This window comes from Streptomyces sp. FXJ1.172 (genome assembly GCF_001636945.3).
Taxonomy (GTDB): domain Bacteria; phylum Actinomycetota; class Actinomycetes; order Streptomycetales; family Streptomycetaceae; genus Streptomyces.
This window is the reverse complement of record NZ_CP119133.2, coordinates 1,380,655-1,399,425: the sequence shown is the minus strand read 5'-3', so window position 1 is coordinate 1,399,425 and position 18,771 is coordinate 1,380,655. Positions and strand designations below refer to the sequence as shown.

Here is an 18,771-nt window from a genome sequence, read left to right as displayed (position 1 = left end):
TTGTCTCAGCAGAGCATGCTGACGCGTCTCGTGCCGGAGCAACCGACCCTCCGCACATTCGTCTGGGCAACCCTCGTCAGCAACTTGGGAAACGGGCTGTTCATAGCGATCAGCGTGGTCTACTTCACGCGGTCCGCCGGACTCACCACCGGCCAGGTCGGGTTGGGGCTGACAGTCGCCGGGGTCTGCGGCGTGCTCGCCGGCGTGCCCGCCGGGCGGCTCGCGGACCGCTGGGGGGCACGACACACACTGACCATGCTGTTCTGTGTCGAGACGATCGGTGTTCTCGGCTACACCATGGTTCGCTCGATGGTGGTGTTCGTGCCCCTGGCCTGTCTCGTCACCTTCGTCGACCAGGCGGCGCTCACCGCACGCAGCGCCCTCATCGCCGTCGCGCTGCCTCCGGACACGCGCGTATACGGTCGATCAGTGTTACGGGTGGTCAGCAACATCGGCATCGGTGCCGGTTCGGCGGTCGCCGCGATCGCTCTGCAGTACGACACTCTCGCCGTGTACCAGGTGATGATGGTCGTGGACGCGGCGACCTTCCTCGGCGCCGCGCTCCTGCTGATGCGGCTGCCTGTCGCCACCGCAACCACGCCGCCACCGGCCGAGCAGACAACAGGGCCCACCGAAGCGCCACGAAGACGCCCACGGCCCCGGCTCCCTCATGTCGACCGCACCTACATCTTGATGGCCGCGCTCAACGGCGTGCTCGCCGTACAGGTAGGAGTACTGGAGGTGGGCGTGCCCCTGTGGATCGTGCAGTCAGCGGATGCCCCACGCTTCGTCATCTCCGTACTCATGGCAGTGAACACGCTGATGGTGATCTTCCTCCAGGTCAGAACAGGGCGCGGCGTCCGCACGCCGCCTCAGGGAGCCCGCGCCTGCCTGCACTCCGGCGCACTGCTGGCCGTTGCCTGCCTGTTGTTCGGGCTGGCGCACGGAATCAGCCGGCCGCTGGCGGTGACGATCCTTCTGGTGGGGGTTGTGGTATTCACCTTTGGCGAAATCCTTTCCTCCGCAGGCGGTTGGGCACTCAGCTTCGGGTTGGTCAATCCGAAAAATTCTGGAGAATACCTCGGCGTATTCAACAGCGGCATCGCAGCGGGGAGGCTCTTGAGTCCTGTATTGATCACCTCGACCGCGATTCGGTTCGGTCTGACCGGTTGGCTGGTGCTGGCCGTCATGTTCCTCGTGGCCGGAGCGGGCATTGCCGCGGTCCGACTGAAGTGACGTGCTGGCCGGTCGTGCGGGTGGTGCGGGTCGTGCGGGTCGTGCCGGTCGTGCCGGTCCCGGTCCCGGGACCGGTCCTGGTCCCGTCTGGGCCCGGGATCTGGTCCCGTCCCCGACCCTGACCGCTGGCCCCTGGCCGTAACCCTGATCGCTGGTCCCTGGCCGTCCGTGGTCCCTCGGGTCCGGGCTCCACGCGTGAGCCGTCGAGGGCGGCCACGGGCCAGCCTCTGTGGGGCAAGGCGCCATCCTTCGCCAAGGCCCCCGGTCCGTCATCGCTTGTACGCCGATGTCGGCCGCATCGCACCGCCGGCCGATGGGCCGGCGCTGCCCTCCCAATGGGTGCGTCGTGGAACGGCGTAATTTTGGGCGGTCGGCACCGGCGGTTAGCGTTCCCAATCATCCCAATCATGAGGGACCGAAAGGTTGGTTCGTGGGCCTACTGCAGGTCTTCGGCGGCAAAACGCTGCGGCTCGGTCAACTGCCACGGGCGGCTGACAGACGGAACTTTTTCGCGCTGCTGGATCGACTCTGTGCATGACGGCCGGCTCGCCTCGAGGGGCGCGTTCGGGCGGCCGGTTGCAGAGATCGCCGCGGGCAGCGCCGACCCGGGCAGCGTCCACAGAGCTGGGTGCCCTCATCGCCCCGGGCACACCTGGCGGCTGTGCCGTCCTTGTGCGCCAGCGGGCCGGCAGCAGGTACGCGCCCGCCCTGGACGCAAGGGTCCGGTGACTGGCGTGGAGGACGTACCGAGCCGGGGTGCCGACGAGGTCAGCGGGCACGTCGGTATCGGCCCCGGCACAGGCGCCGCGCAGTTGGCGGGCGCAGGCAGCGGGGACATGCTCCGGACCTTCTCAGACGCGGCACTCCTTCTTCACATGGGACGGACATGACAAGCGCTCAGGAACTTCCTTCGCAGGATGACATGATCGCAATCGTCGGCATGTCATGCCGTTTGCCCAAGGCGCCGGACCCTGGTGCGTTCTGGCAACTTCTCCGCAGCGGCGGCGACGCCATCACGAAAGTGCCGGCGGACCGACAGGAACTCGATCAGTCACGCGTGAGCGAATCCTTGTCGGGCACGGCATACGGCGGCTATCTGGAGCGCGTCGACCGATTCGACGCAGAATTCTTCGGCATCTCGCCCCGTGAGGCCGTCGCCATCGACCCGCAGCAGCGGTTGGCCCTCGAACTCAGTTGGGAAGCTCTTGAAGACGCCGGGATCGTGCCCGGCAGCGTCAGCGGTGACCGGGTCGGCGTATATATCGGAGCGAACCGAGATGACTACGCCGCGCTACTGCGTCAGGGCGGGCCGGACGCGATCACAGCACACAGCAATGCGGGGCTGCAGCGCGGAATGATCGCCAACCGTGTGTCCTTCACACTCGGGTTGGCCGGTCCGAGTATGACCGTGGACACGGCGCAGTCGTCCTCGCTGGTCGCCGTTCACCTCGCGTGCGACAGCCTGCGCCGGGGAGAATGCACCAGCGCCCTGGTCGGCGGGGTCAAGCTGAGCATCAGCCCGGAGACGGCGGCCGAGGAAGCGAAGTTCGGCGGCCTCTCGCCGGACGGACGTTGCTTCACCTTCGATTCGCGCGCCAATGGATATGCGCGCGGCGAGGGTGGGGCCATGATGGTTCTCAAACCGCTGTCGCGAGCACTTGCCGATGGCGACTCCGTGTACTGCGTGATACGCGGCAGCGCCATCAACAACGACGGTGTCAGCGACGGCCTGACGGCTCCGAGCAGCGTGGCTCAGGAAGCCGTCATCAGGAGTGCCCACCAGCTCGCGGAGCTGCGGCCGGGAGACGTGCAGTACGTCGAGTTGCACGGCACAGGAACCCCGATGGGCGACCCGGTCGAGGCCGCGGCGCTCGGGGCGGCGCTCGGCAGGCACCGCCGCGAACACGGCCCCTTGCTTGTCGGCTCGGCCAAGACGAACATTGGCCACCTTGAATCCGCCGCGGGAATCGCCGGCCTCCTCAAAGTCGCGCTGGCCATCCGGCACCGTGAGATCCCGGCCAGTTTGAACTTCCGGGAACCGAACCCGCAGATCCCGCTCGATGAGCTGAACTTGCGGGTGCAGACCAGTACCACGCCCTGGCCGCGTGCCGAACAGCCACTCGTCGCCGGGATCAGCTCCTTCGGCATGGGCGGCACCAACTGCCACGTGGTGGTCGGTGAACCGCCGGCCGCCGACGGGGATCAGCGGGATAGCGAGGGCCGCCGCGACAGCCCCGATGAGGCGGATGCAGGCTCGGGCGGATCGCCCGACGGGCCCGTGCCGTGGGTGGTTTCTGCGCGGTCGGAGGCGGCGTTGGTGGAGCAGGCGGGTCGGTTGCGGGAGTTTGTTGTGGCGCGGCCGGAGTTGGCTGTGGGGGATGTGGCGTTTTCGTTGGCTTCGTCGCGGTCGGTTGGGTTTCCGTATCGGTTGGTGGTGGTGGGTGGGGAGCGTGGTGAGTTGTTGGATGGGTTGGGGGTTGGTGTGTCGGGTGGTGGTGGGTCGGGTGTGGTGGTGGGGCGTGGGGGTGAGGGCCGGGTGGGTCTGGTGTTTTCGGGTCAGGGGAGTCAGCGGGTGGGGATGGGTGGGGGTTTGTATGCGGCGTTTCCGGTGTTTGCTGAGGCGTTTGATGAGGTGTGTGATGCGTTTGAGGGGTTGTTGCCTGGTTCGTTGCGGGAGGTGATCGGGCGGGGTGGGCCGGAGTTGGATGAGACGGTGTTTGCGCAGGCGGGGTTGTTTGCGGTGCAGGTGGGGTTGTTCCGGTTGGTGTCGTCGTGGGGTGTGGAGCCGGTGTGTGTGGCGGGGCATTCGGTTGGTGAGGTGTCGGCGGCGTTTGTGGCGGGGGTGTGGGATCTGCGGGGTGCGTGTGCGGTGGTGGCTGCGCGTGGCCGGTTGATGCAGGAGTTGCCTGTGGGTGGGGCGATGGTGGCGTTGGATGCGTCGCCGGAGCAGGCGGGGGAGTTGGTTGCCGGGCAGGAGGGGGTGGGGGTCGCTGCGGTGAATGGGCCTGGGCAGACGGTGGTGTCGGGGGTGGAGTCGGTGGTGGAGCGGTTGGCTGGGGTGTGGCGGGAGCGGGGTGGGCGTGCGCGTCGGTTGCGGGTGAGTCATGCGTTTCATTCGCCGTTGATGGATCCGATGTTGGAGGAGTTCGGGCGGGTTTTGGCGGGGGTGGAGTTTCACGAGCCGCGGATTGCTCTGGTGACGGGCAAGCCGGGGGCGCAGGTGACGGATCCGGGGTATTGGGTGGCGCATGTGCGGGAGACGGTGCGGTATCACGACACGGTTGTGGCGATGCGTGATGCGGGTGTGAACATTTTTGCGGAGCTGGGTCCGGACGGGGCGTTGTCGGCGATGGCGGATCCGGACTCTGGGGTGTGGGTGCCGGTGCTGCGGGCCGGGCAGGACGAGCCCGCGAGTGCGTTGAAGGCTCTTGCGGGTGTGTATGTGGCAGGGGGTGAAGTGGACTGGGCGCAGGTCACTGGTCGGGGTGGTCGGGCTCGCAGGGTGGGTCTGCCGACGTATGCGTTCCAACGGCAGCGGTACTGGCCGCGGACCGTGACCCGGCGTGGCGACGCAGGTGATCCAGCTGATGGAGGGTTCTGGGCGGCGATCGAGCGCAACGACGTCGGGGCCCTTGCCGGAGTGCTCCGCCTGCCTGACGCCGAGCGTTCGGCGGTCGAATCGCTGATGCCCGCCCTCTCCGGCTTGCGGCGCCTGCAACGCAGCCACGCGAAGTTCAACTCGCAGCTGTACCACATGGTGTGGGAACCGGTGACTGCGGCGACACGGCCGAGTTCCGGCGGCGATTGGCTGGTCTTTGTCCCTCCCGGATTCCCCGAGGAACGGGTCGTCGCGGAGGCCATCGAGGCGCTCTCCGCCGGTGACGGCGCGGTCCACCGTGTCGAGTTCGACCCGTGGGAATTCGACACCTCCGTCAGCGAGCGCTATGCCGACGTTGTCGGCGTGGTGTCCTTTGCTGCCCCGGGGATGCCGAGCGTCGTGGACGTTCCAGTGTGGAACGCGACAGTTGAGGCTGTATCCGTCGAGTCGCCTGATAGCGGTGGCGACCCGCAGCAGGCCGTCATCTGGGATCGCCCGTCCATGTCCGGGGGCCGAGGCGGATACCTCGACCTGCCCCGAACGTGGGACACCACCCTTCGGGAACAGCTGCGTGCCGTGCTCGGTGGCCAGTACAACGGGGACCGGCTCGCGCTGCGCACGGCAGGAGTGTTCGCCAGGAGGGTGCGGCCCGTATCCGTCGACGTCGGCGCGTCAGAGCTGCCGTGGCAGCCGGCGGGCATGGTGCTGCTTGCAGGAGACGCCAACGACAACGGCGGGTTGCTGGCCGCAGCGTTGACCCGATGGCTGACGGCTGCGGGAGCGACGGTTGTTCGGGGAGCGGAGGTGCCGCCGGAGGCCACTGCGGTCATCTGCCTGCCGGACGAGCAGGCCGGGGACCAAGGCATTGAGGCGCTGCGTCGCCTGCACGAGCAGACCGTCGACCGCGACCTCTCTGCTTTCGTCGTGGTGTCTTACGCGAGCGCTCAACTCGGGTTCGATTCGGATGCGGCCAAACGTGCCCATGGTGCCTTCGCCGAAGCACTGGTGAGGTCGCGCAGGGCAGAAGGCTGCGCGGGCACTTCCATCGGCTGGCACGGCGCGGGTGCTGCGACGGTCGACAGCCTGTCCTACACAGACCCGGACGATTTGGTCGAGGCACTCGCGTGGGCCGTAGGACATGGCGACGCGTCCGTCGTTCTCGCGGATCTCGCCGATGAGGCCCGAGCCGGCGTTCTGAACGGGTCCCGGCACGATGCAATGCCGGTTCATGTTACTGGTGTTCGAGCACTCGACATGTCGAAGACCGACGGCGAGCGCCAACTCGCCCGTCTCGTACTGACTTACGCCGCTGAGGTACTGGGCCACGAGGGACCGCAGGACGTCGATGCCGACCGGAGCTTCCGCGAACAAGGTTTCGAGTCGTACAGCGCGGTCGACCTGCGCAACCGGCTGGAAGCGGCAACCGGTGTGAAACTGCCTGCCACAGCCTTGTTCGACTACCCGACACCGACAGAACTGGTGGCCTTCCTGCACCAGCGCCTCATCGGTGAGCAAACTGTCGCGCAGGAAACACCGACTGCGATTGTGCCGGTCGACGAGCCGGTGGCGATCGTGGGGATGGGCTGCCGGTTCCCTGGCGAGGTCGACAAGCCCGAGCTGCTCTGGGAACTCATGCTCGGAGAACGGGATGTCATCTCGGACTTCCCCGTTGACCGGGGCTGGGAACTTGATGGAGTCGGTGACGGGGAGACATCGTTTGCCCGCGTGGGCGGGTTCGTGTACGACGCCGGTGATTTTGATGCGGAGTTCTTCGGGATCAGTCCGCGTGAGGCTTTGGCGATGGATCCGCAGCAGCGGTTGCTGCTGGAGACGTGCTGGGAGGCGCTGGAGAACGCGGGAATCGACCCGGCTTCTCTGCGGGGCTCGGACGCCGGCGTGTATGCCGGGATCATCGCGTCGGGTTACGAGGCCGGTGAGCGGGATGGTGCCGGTGGCTATGGGATGACCGGGACGACGGTGAGTGTGGCGTCGGGTCGGGTTGCGTATTGCTTGGGGTTGCAGGGTCCTGCGGTGTCGGTGGATACGGCGTGTTCGTCGTCGTTGACGGCGATGCATTTGGCGGCGCAGGCGTTGCGGTCGGGTGAGTGTGGGATGGCGTTGGCGGGTGGTGTGACGGTGATGGCGACGCCGGGCACGTTCACCGAGTTTGCGCGGCAGCGGGGGTTGGCTGGGGATGGCCGGTGCAAGCCGTTTGCGGATGCCGCGGATGGTACGGGGTGGGGTGAGGGTGTGGGGGTGCTGGTGTTGGAGCGGTTGTCGGATGCGCGTGCGCGTGGGCATCGGGTGTTGGCGGTGGTGCGGGGTAGTGCGGTGAATCAGGATGGTGCGTCGAATGGTTTGACGGCGCCGAATGGTCCGTCGCAGCAGCGGGTGATCCGGCAGGCTTTGGCGAGTGCGGGGCTGTCGGCGCGGGATGTGGATGTGGTGGAGGCGCATGGTACGGGGACGGCGCTGGGCGACCCGATCGAAGCCCAGGCGCTGATCGCGACGTATGGGCAGGATCGGCCGGAGGGCCGGCCGTTGTGGCTGGGTTCGGTGAAGTCGAACATCGGTCATACCCAGGCTGCGGCGGGTGTGGCTGGTGTGATCAAGATGGTGTTGGCGATGCAGCATGGTGTGTTGCCCAGGACGTTGCATGTGGATGCGCCGTCTTCGCATGTGGATTGGTCGGCGGGGTCGGTGGAGTTGTTGACCGAGGCGCGGGAGTGGCCCGCCGGCCTGGGGCCGCGGCGGGCTGGTGTGTCCGGGTTCGGGATCAGCGGGACCAACGTCCACCTCATCCTGGAAGAGGACCGGACCTCTGAGCAGGACCTGGCTCCCGAACGGGACCAGGTTCCTGATCCGGGTTTGGTTGCGTGGGTGGTTTCTGCGCGGTCGTCGGGTGCGTTGGTGGAGCAGGCGGGGCGGTTGCGGGAGTTTGTTGTGGCGCGGCCGGAGTTGGCTGTGGCTGATGTGGCGCTTTCGTTGGCTTCGACGCGGTCGGTTGGTTTCCCGCACCGTTTGGTGGTGGTGGGTGCGGAGCGTGGGCGGTTGGTGGATGGTCTGGGGGCCGTGTCTGGGGGTGGTGAGGCGTCTGGGGTGGTGTCTGGTGTGGTGGGTTCGGTGGTGCGTCCGGTGTTTGTGTTTGCGGGGCAGGGGGCGCAGTGGGTGGGGATGGGTTTGGAGTTGTGGGAGCAGGAGCCGGTGTTTGGTGCGTGGATGGAGCGGTGTGGGGAGGCGTTGGCGCCGTTTGTGGAGTGGGGGTTGCGTGATGCTTTGGGGGATGGGGAGTTGTTGGGGCGGGTGGATGTGGTGCAGCCTGTGTCGTGGGCGGTGATGGTGAGTTTGGCGGGGTTGTGGCGGGCTCATGGTGTGGAGCCGTCGGGGGTGGTGGGGCATAGTCAGGGTGAGATTGCGGCGGCGTGTGTGGTGGGTGGGTTGAGTTTGGGGGATGGTGCGCGGGTGGTGGCGTTGCGGAGTCGGGCGTTGGCGGAGTTGGCGGGTTTGGGTGGGATGGTGTCGGTGCCGGTTGGGTTGGATGAGGTGCGGGAGTGGGTTTCTGGGTGGGGTGGGGGGTTGTCGGTGGCTGCGGTGAATGGTCCGCGGCAGGTGGTGGTGGCTGGTGAGGCTGCGGCGTGTGAGGGGTTCGCGGCTGCGTTTGCGGGGCGGGGTGCGCGGCGGATCGCGGTGGATTATGCCTCGCACACGGGGCAGGTGGAGGCGGTTGAGGAGCGGGTGGTGGAGGATCTGGCGGGGTTGGAGCCGGTGAGCAGTGCCGTTCCGTTCTATTCGACGGTTGAGGCGGGGGTGGTGGATACGGCTTGCCTGGATGGGGGGTACTGGTTCCGGAATCTGCGTGAGACGGTGCGTTTCGGTGAGGTGATTGCCGGGCTGGTGGAGGAGGGACACCGTACTTTTGTGGAGATCAGTGCGCATCCGGTGTTGGGGATGGCGGTTGCGCAGGCGGGTGAGGATTTGGTGGTGACTGCCAGCCTGCAACGGGGGCAGGGTGGCCGGGAGCGGTGGTTGCGGGCGTTGGCCTCGGCGTATGTCGCTGGTGTTGAGGTCGATTGGGCCGTGGTGCAGGGTGGCGGTGGCCGTGCTCTTAATGTGGGGTTGCCGACGTATCCGTTCCAGCGGCGGCGGTTCTGGCCGCGCACGGTGGTTCGGCGTGGCGATGCGTCTTCAGTCGGTCAGCAGTCGTCGGGCCATCCTTTGCTCGGGGCTGCGGTGTGGCTGTCCGAGGGCGACGGGCTGGTGCTGACGGGCCGGTTGTCAGTGCAGGCGGCGCCGTGGCTGGCTGACCATGCCGTGCACGGGACCGTGCTGCTGGCAGGGACCGCGTTCGTTGATCTCGCCATTCACGCGGGGGACTTGGTGGGCTGCGGGGTGCTGGAGGAGCTTGCCCTGCAGGAACCCTTGGTGCTGCCCGGCCAGGGCGCTGGCGTGCAGATCCAGGTACACGTCGGTGACAGCGACGGCGACACGGACGGGATCAGCGGTGAGGATGGTGAGGGCCGTCGGTCGGTGACGGTTTCCTCGCGGGACGCGGAGGGCCAGTGGATCCGGCACGCGGTCGGAGTGCTGTCGGCCACCAGTGCGCCTGCGCCAGCTCCGTTGGAGCAATGGCCCCCGGCCGGTGCTGAGCCGATCCCGCTGGATGACGTCTACAGCCAGTTGGCTGAACGCGGTTACGGCTACGGGCCGGTGTTCCAGGGACTCCGCAGGGCTTGGCGTATCGGACAGACAATCTGCGCCGAGGCCGAACTCCCCGAAACAGCCGAAGCAGATGGCGCAAGCGAGCTGCGTGGCGTGGCCGAAGACGGGACCGGGGTCGGTGGTCGGTTCGGTTTGCACCCCGCTCTGCTGGACGCCGTCTTGCACGGCCTGCTTGCCGACAGGCCCGGTGTGGTGGGTTTGCCGTTTGCGTGGTCGGGTGTTCGGCTACTGGCTGGTGGTGCCCGTCAATTGAGGGCCGTTCTCGTCCCGGAGACGGACGGGGCGGTCGCGGTGACCGCGTTCGACGGGGCCGGGCAGCCGGTGCTGGAGGCCCGGTCGCTGGTGTTGCGGGAGATCCCGGCAGACCACTTCACGCGTCCCGACGAGCGCGAGGTGCGCCGTTCACTGTTCACGGTGGACTGGGTCCCCTTGCCCGCTTCGGAAAGTCCGGCTGTACCGCGGTGGGCGAGGCGTGAGGCACTAGCCGGATCAGAATGCCCGCCGAGGGTTGTCGCCGTTGTGCCCTCGGCCTCCGCCGAGCTGAACGCGCCGGCCTCGGCCGCGCAGGCTACGGGGCTGGTGCTCGGGTGGGTGCAGGAATGGCTCGCCGATCCCAAGACGGCTGACGCGCAGTTGGTGATGTGTACCACGGGCGCTGGCGGTGGGCAGGATCTGCCGGCCGCTGCGGTGTGCGGTCTGATTCGCTCGGCGCAGTCCGAGCACCCCGGTCGTCTCCTACTGGTGGACATCGACCCCGCGATGGGGTTGGACCTCGGCAGTGATGCCGACGTGGAAACCGTCTTGGCCGCGGTGTCGGACGGGGTTGAGCCGGAGATCTGGATCCGCCCGGCGGCCAATACGGGACACCCGGTCGCGTTGGGGCGGCGGCTCGTTCGGGCCGAGGCAGCCGACTCGCAGCCCGTGCCCGTGGAGTGGGACCCGGACGGCACGGCCCTGATCACCGGTGGTACCGGAACGCTGGGGCGGCAGTTGGCCCGGCACTTGGTGACGAGCCGGGGTATGCGGCATCTGTTGCTGGTCTCGCGGCAGGGGCCGGGGGCGCCGGGTGCTGCCGAACTGGTTGCGGAGCTGGCCGAACTGGGCGCCGACGTAAGCATAGTTGCAGGGGACGCAGCGAACCGCGCTGCGCTGGCTGAGGTGTTGGCAGGAATAGCAGGCGAGCATCCGTTGACTGCGGTCGTGCATGCGGCCGGGGTGCTCGATGACGCCACCGTTGAGACGCTTACTCCGGAGCGGATGGCCGCGGTGCTGGCGGCGAAGGCGGATGCGGCGTGGAATCTGCATGAGTTGACCGCTGGGATGGACCTGGCCGGGTTCGTTCTGTACTCCTCGGCTGCTGCGATCCTCGGCAGCCCTGGGCAGGGCAGCTACGCGGCTGCCAACGCGTTCCTGGATGCGTTGGCGGCTCATCGTCGTGACGGCGGGTTTGCCGGGCAGTCGCTGGCGTGGGGGCTGTGGGCCGAACGCTCGACCATGACCGCGCACCTCGACGACGCCGGCATCTCCCGGATGGCTCGTGGTGGACTTCGGCCGATGGCGACCGGGCAGGGGTTGGCCCTGTTCGACGCCGCGACCCGGCTGACCGTGCCCCTGGCCGTCCCGGCCCTGCTGGACCTGGCCGGGCTCTCTCGCACGGGTAACCCACTGCCGGCACTGTTGCAGGGGCTGGCCACGAGTACCGGAACACGGCCAACCGCCACGGCGGCAACGGTGGCCGAAGGCCTGGCCGCCCAGTTGGCCGCGCTCAGTGCGCCCGAGCGGGAGCAGGCTGTTCTGCAGATCGTGCAGACCCATGCCGCGGCAGTCCTCGGACATGCGCGGCCCGAGAACGTCGAGCCGCAGCAGGCGTTCAGGGAACTGGGTTTCGACTCCCTGACCGCACTCGAACTGCGCAACCGACTCGCCACCGCGACCGATCTCCGACTGCCTGCAACGTTGATCTTCGACTACCCGACGTCGGCAGCTCTCTCGGGATACTTGCACGATCAGTTGGTGCCTCAGTTGGCCGACGCCGGAGCACGGACAGCGGCACCGGTCGTTCGTGCTGGCGCTGATGAGCCGGTGGCGATTGTGGGGATGGGCTGCCGGTTCCCGGGCGGGGCCGAGAACCCGGAGAGCTTCTGGCGGCTGGTGGCGAGCGAGACGGACGCGATCTCGGGATTCCCCGCTGACCGGGGCTGGGACAGCGATGTGTTCGGTGGTGAGGAGGGGGCGGCCTACGCCCGCGTGGGCGGGTTCGTGTACGACGCCGGTGATTTTGATGCGGAGTTCTTCGGGATCAGTCCGCGTGAGGCTTTGGCGATGGATCCGCAGCAGCGGTTGTTGTTGGAGACGTGCTGGGAGGCGTTGGAGGACGCGGGAATCGACCCGGCGTCTCTGCGGGGTTCTGACGCCGGGGTTTATGCCGGGGTGATGTATCACGATTACGGGACCATTGTCGGCGATGAGGTTGAGGGTGCCGGCTCCGGAAGCACGGGCAGTGCCGGGAGTGTGGTTTCGGGTCGGGTTGCGTATTGCTTGGGTTTGCAGGGGCCTGCGGTGTCGGTGGATACGGCGTGTTCGTCGTCGTTGACGGCGATGCATTTGGCGGCGCAGGCGTTGCGGTCGGGTGAGTGTGGGATGGCGTTGGCGGGTGGTGTGACGGTGATGGCGACGCCGGGCACGTTCACTGAGTTTGCGCGGCAGCGGGGGTTGGCTGGGGATGGCCGGTGCAAGCCGTTTGCGGATGCTGCGGATGGTACGGGGTGGGGTGAGGGTGTGGGGGTGCTGGTGTTGGAGCGGTTGTCTGATGCGCGTGCGCGTGGGCATCGGGTGTTGGCGGTGATACGTGGTAGTGCGGTGAATCAGGATGGTGCGTCGAATGGTTTGACGGCGCCGAATGGTCCGTCGCAGCAGCGGGTGATCCGGCAGGCTTTGGCGAGTGCGGGGCTGTCGGCGCGGGATGTGGATGTGGTGGAGGCGCATGGTACGGGGACGGCGCTGGGCGACCCGATCGAAGCCCAGGCGCTGATCGCGACGTATGGCCAGGATCGTGTGGCTGATCGGCCGTTGTGGTTGGGGTCGGTGAAGTCGAACATCGGTCATACCCAGGCTGCGGCGGGTGTGGCTGGTGTGATCAAGATGGTGTTGGCGATGCAGCATGGTGTGCTGCCCAGGACGTTGCATGTGGATGCGCCGTCTTCGCATGTGGATTGGTCGGCGGGGTCGGTGGAGCTGCTGACGGAGGCGCGGGAGTGGCCTGCTGGTCCCGGGCCGCGGCGGGCTGGGGTATCGGGGTTCGGGATCAGCGGGACCAATGTGCATCTGATTCTGGAGCAGGACGAACTGCCTGAGGACCACCAAGTCCCCGAACCGGACGAGATTCGAGATTCGGGTGTGGTGGCGTGGGTGTTGTCGGCGCGGTCGTCGGGTGCGTTGGTGGAGCAGGCGGGGCGGTTGCGGGAGTTTGTTGTGGCGCGGCCGGAGTTGGCTGTGGGGGATGTGGGGTTGTCGTTGGCTTCGACGCGGTCGGTTGGGTTTCCGCATCGGTTGGTGGTGGTGGGTGGGGAGCGTGGTGAGTTGTTGGATGGTCTGGGGGCCGTGTCTGGGGGTGGTGAGGCGTCTGGGGTGGTGTCTGGTGTGGTGGGTTCGGTGGTGCGTCCGGTGTTTGTGTTTGCGGGGCAGGGGGCGCAGTGGGTGGGGATGGGTTTGGAGTTGTGGGAGCAGGAGCCGGTGTTTGGTGCGTGGATGGAGCGGTGTGGGGAGGCGTTGGCGCCGTTTGTGGAGTGGGGGTTGCGTGATGCTTTGGGGGATGGGGAGTTGTTGGGGCGGGTGGATGTGGTGCAGCCTGTGTCGTGGGCGGTGATGGTGAGTTTGGCGGGGTTGTGGCGGGCTCATGGTGTGGAGCCGTCGGGGGTGGTGGGGCATAGTCAGGGTGAGATTGCGGCGGCGTGTGTGGTGGGTGGGTTGAGTTTGGGGGATGGTGCGCGGGTGGTGGCGTTGCGGAGTCGGGCGTTGGCGGAGTTGGCGGGTTTGGGTGGGATGGTGTCGGTGCCGGTTGGGTTGGATGAGGTGCGGGAGTGGGTTTCTGGGTGGGGTGGGGGGTTGTCGGTGGCTGCGGTGAATGGTCCGCGGCAGGTGGTGGTGGCTGGTGAGGCTGCGGCGTGTGAGGGGTTCGCGGCTGCGTTTGCGGGGCGGGGTGCGCGGCGGATCGCGGTGGATTATGCCTCGCACACGGGGCAGGTGGAGGCGGTTGAGGAGCGGGTGGTGGAGGATCTGGCGGGGTTGGAGCCGGTGAGCAGTGTCGTTCCGTTCTATTCGACGGTTGAGGCCGGGGTGGTGGATACGGCGTCCCTGGATGGGGGGTACTGGTTCCGGAATCTGCGTGAGACGGTGCGTTTCGGTGAGGTGATTGCCGGGCTGGTGGAGGAGGGGCACCGTACTTTTGTGGAGGTGAGTGCGCATCCGGTGTTGGGGATGGCGGTTGCGCAGGCGGGTGAGGACTTGGTGGTTGCGGCGAGTTTGCGGCGTGGTGAGGGTGGCCGGGAGCGGTGGTTGCGGGCGTTGGCCGCGGCGTATGTCGCTGGTGCTGAGGTCGATTGGGCCGTGGTGCAGGGTGGCGGTGGCCGGGCTCTTAATGTGGGGTTGCCGACGTATCCGTTCCAGCGGCGGCGGTTCTGGCCGCGCGCGGTGGTTCGGCGTGGCGATGCGTCTTCAGTCGGTCAGCAGTCGTCGGGCCATCCTTTGCTCGGGGCTGCGGTGTGGCTGTCCGAGGGCGACGGGCTGGTGCTGACGGGCCGGTTGTCAGTACAGGCGGCGCCGTGGCTGGCTGACCATGCCGTGCACGGGACCGTGCTGCTGGCAGGGACCGCGTTCGTTGATCTCGCCATTCACGCGGGGGACTTGGTGGGCTGCGGGGTGCTGGAGGAGCTTGCCCTGCAGGAACCCTTGGTGCTGCCCGGCGAGGGCAGCGGCGTGCAGATCCAGGTACACGTCAGCGAAAGTGACAGCGGTGACGGAGACGGGGGTGCTGGCCAGGGTCGTCGGTCGGTGACGGTCTCTTCGAGGGATGCGGAGGGTGTTTGGGTCCGGCATGCGGTCGGGGTGCTGTCGGCCGCCAGCGGTCCGGCTCCGGCGCCGTTGGTGCAGTGGCCGCCGGTCGGGGCTGAGCCGATTGCGCTGGATGACGTTTACGGTCAGTTGGCGGAGCGTGGGTACGGGTACGGGCCGGCGTTCCAGGGGCTCCGCAGGGCGTGGCGTATCGGAGAGACGATCTATACGGAGGCTGAGCTCCCTGAGACAGGTGGAGCTGAGTTTGCTGGGGCGGCTGGACCTGGGGGCAGCGGGTTTGGGTTGCATCCTGCGTTGTTGGATGCTGCCCTGCATGGTCTGCTGGTCGGTGGTTTTGGCGGGTCTGGTGGTGGAACGGGTTTGCCGTTTGCGTGGTCGGGTGTTCGGTTGCTGGCTGGTGGCGCCCGTCATTTGCGGGCTGTTCTCGTGCCGGGGGCGGACGGGTCGGTTGCGGTGAGTGCGTATGACGGTGCGGGGCAGCCGGTGTTCCAGGCCCAGTCTCTAGCGTTGCGGGAGATCCCGGCGGAGCACTTCACGCGTCCGGGTGAGCGTGAGGTGCGTCGTTCGTTGTTCACGGTGGACTGGGCTCCGCTTCCGGTCTCGGACGAGCTGGTCGTACCGCGGTGGGGGAGGTATGGGCAGGTAGCCGGGTCGGAGTACCCGTCGATGGTCGTGGCAGCGGTGCCTTCTGCCGGGCCAGGGCAGGAGGCACCGGCCGTGGCTCGGGACGCTACGGCGCTGGTGCTGGGGTGGGTGCAGGAGTGGTTGGCTGATCCCGGCACCGAGGACGCGCAGTTGGTCCTGTGGACCCGGGGCGCGGCCAGCGGGCAGGACCTGTCTGCTGCGGCGGTGTGCGGCCTCGTCCGCTCTGCGCAGTCTGAGCACCCCGGTCGGCTTTTGCTGGTCGACGTCGACCCTGCAACGGGGTTGGATGCCGGCCGCGATGCCGATGTGGAGACAGTGCTGGCTGCGGTGTCGAGTGCCGGCGAGCCGGAGACCTGGATCCGTCCGGGCGCGGACGCCGGGGCGCCGGAGGTGTTCGGGCGGCGGTTGGTGCGGGTGGGGGAGCGGGAGGTGTTGCTGCCTGCCGGGGCGGGGTGGCGTCTGGAGGTGGGTGAGCCGGGTGATCTGGGCAGTGTCGGTGTTGTTGATGCTCCTGAGTCGGGTGCGGGGTTGTTGCCTGGGCAGGTGCGGGTGGGGGTGCGTGCTGCCGGGTTGAATTTTCATGATGTGGTGTCGGGGTTGGGGTTGGTGGCTGATGGGAGGGTTCTGGGTGGTGAGGGGGCCGGGGTTGTGCTGGAGGTGGGCCCGGGGGTGGAGGGTCTTGTTGTGGGGCAGGCGGTGATGGGTCTGGTGCCTGGGTGGGGGCCGGTTTCGGTTGTTGATCACCGGTTGGTGACGGGTGTGCCGCGGGGGTGGTCGTTCGAGGAGGCTGCGGCGGTGCCGGTGGTGTTCCTGACGGCGTTTTATGGTTTGCGGGATTTGGCTGGGGTGCGTGCGGGTCAGCGGGTGTTGATTCATGCGGGTACTGGTGGTGTGGGGATGGCTGCGGTGCAGTTGGCCCGGGCGTGGGGGCTGGAAGTGTTTGCCACGGCGAGTCCGGTCAAGCAGGACACGCTGCGGGCTATGGGCATCGCGGACGACCACATTGCTTCGTCGCGTGATCTGGAGTTCGGTGAGCGGTTCCTCGCGGTCACGGGCGGTGAGGGTGTGGATGTCGTTCTGAACTCGTTGACGGGGGAGTTCGTCGAGGCGTCGCTGGCGTTGCTGCCTCGGGGTGGGCGGTTCGTGGAGATGGGTAAGACGGACGTCCGTCGGGCCGATGAGGTGGCCCGGTCGTATCCCGGGGTGGTGTATCAGGCGTTTGATCTGATGGATGCGGGTGTGCCGCGTATCGCGGTGATGCTTGCGGAGATCATGGGGATGTTCGAGGCGGGGTCGTTGCGGTTGCTGCCGGTGACCGGGTTCGGTCTGTCGCAGGCGGTCTCGGCGTTGCGTTACCTGCAGGCGGCCCGGCATGTGGGCAAGGTGGTCCTGCGTGTGCCGGCTGAATGGGACCCGCAGGGGACAGTGCTGATCACCGGTGGCACTGGAACGCTTGGTGCAGAGCTTGCTCGGCACTTGGTTACCACCCGGGGGATGCGACACCTGACCCTGCTTTCGCGGCGGGGACCGGGGGCGCCAGGTGCGGCCGAGTTGGTTGCGGAGTTGGCGGGAATGGGTGCTGAAGTCCGGATCGTGGCCGGTGACGCGGCCGATCGTGGTGTGGTGGCTGGTGTACTGGATGGGATCGCAGCTGAGTGTCCGTTGACGGCGGTCGTGCATGCTGCCGGGGTGCTTGATGACGCCACGGTCGAGTCGCTTACTCCGCAGCGTATTGGGCGGGTGTTGGCGGCGAAGGCGGACGCGGCCTGGAATCTGCACGAGTTGACCGAGGGGATGGACCTGGCCGGGTTCGTCCTGTACTCCTCGGCTGCTGCGGTGCTGGGCAGTCCTGGGCAGAGCGGGTATGCGGCGTCTAATGCGTTCCTTGACGCTCTTGCTGCCTATCGTCGTGAGCGTGGCTTGGTTGGGCAGTCGCTGGCGTGGGGGTTGTGGGCGGAGCGCTCGACGATGACTGCGCATCTCGACGATGTTGGGGTGTCTCGGCTGGCTCGTGGTGGTGTTCGGCCGATGTCCACTGGGCAGGGTTTGGCTCTGTTCGATGCCGCAGCTCGGTTGTCTGCACCGTTGGTGGTTCCGGCTCGTATGGAGTTGGCCGGACTCTCGCGCACCGGTCCGTTGCCCGCCCTGCTGCGGGAGTTGGCCAAGGGCACCGGAATGCGGCCGAGCGCATCGAGGGCAACAGGAGTTGACGAGGGGCTGGCCTCCGAGTTGGCCGTCTTGAGCGCGGCTGACCGGGAGCAGGCCGTCCTGCAGATCGTACGAACCCATGCCGCGGCCGTACTTGGACATGCTCGGCCTGAGAACGTCGAGTCGCAGCGGGCGTTCCGTGACATGGGCTTCGATTCCCTGACCGCGCTCGAACTGCGCAACCGACTCGCCACCGCCACAGGGCTCCGGCTGCCGGCCACGCTGGTCTTCGACCATCCGAGCGCTGTCGCGCTCTCGGGTCACCTGCTTGACCAGCTGCTACCTCAGTTGGCTGACCACAGCAGCCAGGCTGCGGCGCCCGCGGTCCGTGCCGCTCTGGACGAGCCGATTGCGATCGTGGGCATGGGCTGCCGGTTCCCGGGCGGGGTCGAGAACCCGGAGAGCTTCTGGCGGCTGCTGGCAGGCGAGACGGACGCGATCTCAGGGTTCCCCGTTGACCGTGGCTGGGACATGGAGGACCTGGTCGACCTTGATGGCGCGGGTGAGGCTTTCGCGGCCCAGGGCGGGCTCGTGCAGGAGGCCGGTGTCGGGGAGGCTTCGTATGCCCGAGTGGGTGGGTTCCTGCCTGGCGCGGGCCTGTTCGACGCGGAGTTCTTCGGGATCAGCCCTCGTGAGGCTGTGGCGATGGATCCGCAGCAGCGGTTGCTGCTGGAGACGTGCTGGGAGGCGCTGGAGGACGCGGGGATCGATCCGGCGTCGTTGCGGGGTTCTGACGCGGGGGTTTATGCGGGGATCATCACCTCTGGCTATCAAGCCGGTGAGAGGGATGGTGCCGGCGGCTATGGGATGACCGGGACGACGGTGAGTGTGGCGTCGGGTCGGGTTGCGTATTGCTTGGGGTTGCAGGGTCCTGCGGTGTCGGTGGATACGGCGTGTTCGTCGTCGCTGACGGCGATGCATTTGGCGGCGCAGGCGTTGCGGTCGGGTGAGTGTGGGATGGCGTTGGCGGGTGGTGTGACGGTGATGGCGACGCCGGGCACGTTCACCGAGTTTGCACGGCAGCGAGGTCTGGCTGGGGACGGCCGGTGCAAACCTTTCGCGGATGCCGCGGACGGCACCGGTTTTGGTGAGGGCGTCGGGATGGTGGTGTTGGAGCGGTTGTCTGATGCGCGTGCGCGTGGGCACCGGGTGTTGGCGGTGATACGCGGTAGCGCGGTGAACCAGGACGGTGCGTCGAACGGGCTCACGGCGCCGAATGGTCCGTCGCAGCAGCGGGTGATCCGGCAGGCGTTGGCGAGTGCGGGGTTGTCGGCGCGGGATGTGGATGTGGTGGA

2 protein-coding genes (1 of these 2 only partly in view) are annotated in these 18,771 nt (G+C 67.6%); both read left to right on the top strand.

Annotated features, from left to right (window positions below):
- Positions 1-15 precede the first annotated feature (15 nt).
- On the top strand, positions 16-1,236 hold the full coding sequence (locus tag A6P39_RS06330) for an MFS transporter (protein ID WP_159396135.1): 1,221 nt from the start codon (positions 16-18) through the stop codon (positions 1,234-1,236).
- A 922-nt stretch (positions 1,237-2,158) separates the two neighbouring features.
- Positions 2,159-18,771, top strand: partial view of an SDR family NAD(P)-dependent oxidoreductase gene (locus tag A6P39_RS06325; protein WP_331454101.1) — the 5' portion only. Its footprint extends 15,934 nt past the window's final position; only the first 16,613 of its 32,547 coding nucleotides appear in the window; its start codon is at positions 2,159-2,161; its stop codon lies off the right edge, out of view.

Bases quoted from the DNA above. Each gene is read 5' to 3' on its own strand.
- A6P39_RS06330 (WP_159396135.1), top strand. From the start codon at position 16: ATGCTGACGCGTCTCGTGCCGGAGCAACCGACCCTCCGCACATTCGTC.